Origin of the sequence: Lactobacillus nasalidis (assembly GCF_016587775.1) — a bacterium.
In the GTDB taxonomy this organism is placed as follows: domain Bacteria; phylum Bacillota; class Bacilli; order Lactobacillales; family Lactobacillaceae; genus Lactobacillus; species Lactobacillus nasalidis.
The window spans coordinates 1-3,908 of record NZ_BOCG01000613.1; the positions used below are offsets into that span (position 1 = coordinate 1).

Genomic DNA, 3,908 nt, shown 5'->3' on the forward strand with positions numbered 1-3,908 from the left:
GGAAACGTAGTTGACCACAACCTGCTTGTTGACAGCCTTGACAGTGGCGGCCTGGGCTGCCGGAGCCTGGCTGCTGACTGCAACCGGGGCTACCAGGGCCAGGGCCATTAAAACTTTAACTAATAGATGCTTGAACTTCAAAACTTGATACCTTTTTCTATCTCAATTTTTTACGCAACATCTATAATAAGTTACCAATGTTACAGAACTGTTACAAAGCCAATACCAGATTGTTAAAATAAAGCCCAATTTAAAAAGGCCAGCGGTTTTCAGGGCCGCTGACCTTCTTTTTTATCGTTGTTATCATAAATTCAGCAGGAAATGATCAATCCGGACGGCCTAGATGATCCGCTTGGCGGTTGAAGGCCAGAAGTAGGAACTCAGATACTGCTTGCGCACCCCTTGGCTCGGGGTAGCCGCGTGAACGTACTGCCCGCCGCCGATGTAGATGCCGACGTGGTATGGTGAAGACTTGGAGCCCCAGAAGAGCAGGTCGCCCTTCTTCAGCTTGGAAGTGGAGACCTTGACCGTCTTCCCCTTCTTGACCTGGGTGTAGGTGGTCCGGGAAATGGACTTCTTGATCGCCTTCTTGTAAACGTACTGGGTCAAGCCTGAGCAGTCAAAGCTGTTGGGACCGGTAGCGCCGTAAACGTAGCGCTTGCCGACTTGTTTCTTGGCCAGGGAGACAACTTTGTTGCGCTTGGTCGTCGTGCTGGCGGCTTGGGCCTGGTGGCCGTTTGCCTGGCTGGCTGCCAGCGGCAGCAACAGGGCCAGCGCAAAAGTTAACTTGACTAAGATATGCTTGAACTGCTTCATTTCTTGATAACTCTCCTTCTTTATCTCTCGATGCTTATATCATAGCGGATGAGTGTTACAGGAAATTTACAGACCTTTTGCAGTTCCTTTAACAAGCTTTTGCAGTTTTTTAACATTCTGCAGAAAAAAAGGCAAAAAAAGACCCTGGCCAGAGGCCAGAGCCTTACTATCTTAACTTTAAGCGCGCAGCTTCTCGGAAGCTGAGCTGGAGCTTTCCGGAGCAGCAACGACTTCGTTGCGGGCATCAACCGCGCCGGCAGTTGCCATGTTGTGGAAGTTGTTGAAAGACAGGGAAATCATGTCTTCCAGGGCTGGTTCAGTGAATGAGCCCATGTGCGGGGTCAGGAGAACCCGCGGGTAAAGGTCCATCAATGACTGGACTTCCTGGTCGGGAACGTCGCTCTCGCAGTCAAAGTTGTGGCCCATGATCTTCTTTTCGCTGGAGATCACGTCAGCGCCGTAGCCGGACAGGTGGTTGCTGGAAACAGCAGCCGCGATGGCGGCTTCGTCAGCCAATTCGCCCCGGGCAGTGTTGACCAGGACCGCCCCCTCCTTCATCTTGCCGATGAAGTCAGCGTTGATCAGCTTGTCGTTCTTGCCTGGGAAGTACGGCACGTGCACGGACACGATGTCGCAAGTAGCCAGCAAGTCTTCTTCTGAAACAAAAGTACAGTACTGCTTTGCAAAGTCGGACGGGTACGGGTCATAGGCGTAGACTTCAGCGCCCAGGCCCTTCCACATCTTGCCTTCAACGGCCCCGATCTTGCCGGCCCCGTAGATGCCGACCTTCAGGCGGTTGAATTCCGTCGCAAAGTAGTCCGGGTGCATCCCGAAGTCCTGTTCATGGACATGATGGGCAGCTTCGCCAACGTGTCTGGACAGGGTCAGGCCCAAAGTAAAGGCCAGGTTGGCTACGGCGTACGGGGAGTAGTTTGGCACCCGGGCAACGGAGATCCCCAGGTCCTTGGCTGCTTCCAGGTCAAAGTGGTCCACGCCGACTGACCGGGTGAAGACCCAGGAGATGCCGTAGTCCTTGAACTGCTGCAGGTTGGTCCGGTCGCAGAGGCAGTTGCCCCGGACTAAGACAGCGTCGCAGTCCTTGGCTTGGGTGACGTTTTCCCGGTTCAAGTATTCAGGAATGAGCTTCAAGTCGTAGTCGTACTTGTTCAGTTTTTCAAAATAGCTTCTTTCAAGCGGCCTTACGCCGTAACATGCAATTCTCATCTTGAATACCTTCTTTTCATTGGACTTCACTTAACTTGTTTCAACAATTGTCCCTATTTTATTTAATTCCTTTCTCATTTACAAGCCCCTGGCTAAAGTTCTTAACAATTTAATTTTGCCCCGCTAATTTAAGCCTGGTAAGGGCTGACAGACTTTTCTTTCCGTAAATTTCTTCCTTAAAAGTTCAAAGTCTTCTTTTAATCTGCCCCCCTTTTTCGATCAAAGGGCAAAAGAAAAACGCCCCTGAGGCAGGTGCCTCAAGGACGCTGATTCGTTCATTTTGAAGTCTGGGCGGATTAGATGATCCGCTTGGCAGTTGATGGCCAGAAGTAGTAGCTCAGGCTCTGCTTGCGCACGCCCTGGCTTGGAGTTGCGGCGTGAACGTACTGGCCGTTGCCGATGTAGATGCCCACGTGGTATGGGGAGGACTTGGAACCCCAGAAGAGCAGGTCGCCCTTTTGCAGGGTCGCAGTCGAAACGGCAACCGTCTTGCCCTGGTGCACCTGGGTGTAGGTGGTCCGGGTGATGTACTTGCCGATGGCGTGGCTGTAAACGTAGCTGGTCAGACCAGAGCAGTCGAATGAGTTAGGACCGGTTGCCCCGTAAACGTAGCTCTTGCCGACTTCCTTCTTGGCCAGGGCAACGACCTTGTTGCGCTTGGTGGTCTTGGAGGCAGCTTGCACGGTATTGCTTTGCGCGTTGACAGTGGTTACGGCAGCGAAACCGGCGAAGGCCAGGGATACGGCTGCTAAAACTTTGGCTAATGACTTTTTGAACTTCAAAATGATTTACTTCCTTTTTCTTAACTTGATGTTTACCATCTTACAGGAGAAATATTTCAATTCTGTTTCAAAAAGGTCACACCTTTTTTACGCTTTATGAGAGAAAACTTAACTTAGCAGCTTTTTCACTAATTTGTCCAGGCTGGCCAGGCTGCTTTCCAGGTCGTCATTGACCAAAACATGGGCGCGGCTGGCCAGGTCGGCCGGCAGTTCGTTCAGCTCGCTGCCCTCAAGGCGCTTCTTGATCTGGTCCAGCGAATCGCCCCGGGCCGCCATCCGCTTGGCCAGCTCCTTTAAGCTGCAGGTCACGTAAAGGAAGTAGACCTGGCTGCCCAAAGCATCCAGGTAGGACCGGGCCCCTTTGATGTCAACGATCAGGCTGACCAGGTCGCTCTTTTCCCAGGCCCGCTCCAGACCCTCCCGGCTTGAGCCGTACTGGTAGTCCCCGTAGCTGACGTGCTCAAAGAAGTGCAGGCGGGCAAAAGATTCATCTGTTTCAAAGTAATATGCTGAATCGCTTTCGCCAGGCCGCTTGGGCCGGGTGGTGTGGGTGATCACCCGCGGAATCTGGTAGCGGCGGGTCAGGTAGTCGGACATGGTGGTCTTGCCGGCACCGCTGGGGCCGGCGATCAGAATTATTTTACGCAAAAAGGAATCTCCTAACTTGAATTTTTTCGACATATACTATATCATAGCCTAGTTGAAATTTTAACCTGTAGAAGTGAAGGAGACAGCAGATGAAGAAAGCCGATGTTGAATTAGGTGCAGTCGTTAACGCCAAGTCAGAAGAAGAACTGAAGAAGCAGTTCCAAGGCACGGTCGAAAAGATCTATGAAAATTCTGCCCTCCTGGCCATCACTTCTTTTGACGACGTTGACGCCTCTGCCGTTAGCGACCTCAACTACAAGCTGGTCGTTAACTTCAAGAACATGAAGCCGGCCCGGTCAGCCAAGAAGGCCAAGCCCCTCTCCACCAACAACGTGACCATCGAAAAGGTGGCCCCGACCATGAAGAGCGACGACAAGGACAAGAAAGCGCCGGCTAAGAAAAGCAAGTAACAGACTCCGCGGTTTTACCGCGGAGTTT

Annotated in this window: 5 protein-coding genes; 1 reads left to right on the top strand and 4 read right to left on the bottom strand. The window is 52.0% G+C overall.

Annotated elements, in window-relative coordinates; all coding sequences use genetic code 11:
- Positions 1-339: 339 nt before the first annotated feature.
- From lacNas_RS11495 to lacNas_RS11510, 4 genes are all read right to left on the bottom strand, one after another.
- The gene (locus lacNas_RS11495; RefSeq protein WP_201330469.1) at positions 340-816 is read right to left on the bottom strand and encodes a C40 family peptidase; all 477 of its coding nucleotides are present in this window, start codon (positions 814-816) and stop codon (positions 340-342) included.
- Positions 817-993: 177 nt separating this feature from the next.
- Positions 994-2,040, bottom strand: a complete 1,047-nt coding sequence (locus lacNas_RS11500; RefSeq protein ID WP_201330470.1) for a 2-hydroxyacid dehydrogenase — start codon at positions 2,038-2,040, stop codon at positions 994-996.
- A 296-nt stretch (positions 2,041-2,336) separates the two neighbouring features.
- A complete protein-coding gene (locus lacNas_RS11505) occupies positions 2,337-2,822 on the bottom strand; it encodes a C40 family peptidase (RefSeq protein ID WP_201330471.1) in 486 nt (161 codons plus the stop codon).
- Positions 2,823-2,930: 108 nt separating this feature from the next.
- A complete protein-coding gene (locus lacNas_RS11510) occupies positions 2,931-3,503 on the bottom strand; it encodes a guanylate kinase (RefSeq protein WP_201330472.1) in 573 nt (190 codons plus the stop codon).
- A 56-nt stretch (positions 3,504-3,559) separates the two neighbouring features.
- Here lacNas_RS11510 and lacNas_RS11515 point away from each other — a divergent pair, with 56 nt between their 5' ends.
- Positions 3,560-3,880 carry a DUF2187 family protein gene (locus lacNas_RS11515; protein ID WP_201330473.1) on the top strand — a complete coding sequence of 107 codons (321 nt, stop codon included), beginning with the start codon at positions 3,560-3,562 and terminating at the stop codon, positions 3,878-3,880.
- Positions 3,881-3,908 lie beyond the last annotated feature (28 nt).

Coding starts and splice junctions, on each gene's coding strand:
- lacNas_RS11500 (WP_201330470.1), bottom strand. CDS start 2,040: ATGAGAATTGCATGTTACGGCGTAAGGCCGCTTGAAAGAAGCTATTTT.
- lacNas_RS11510 (WP_201330472.1), bottom strand. CDS start 3,503: ATGTCGAAAAAATTCAAGTTAGGAGATTCCTTTTTGCGTAAAATAATT.
- lacNas_RS11515 (WP_201330473.1), top strand. CDS start 3,560: ATGAAGAAAGCCGATGTTGAATTAGGTGCAGTCGTTAACGCCAAGTCA.
- lacNas_RS11495 (WP_201330469.1), bottom strand. CDS start 816: ATGAAGCAGTTCAAGCATATCTTAGTCAAGTTAACTTTTGCGCTGGCC.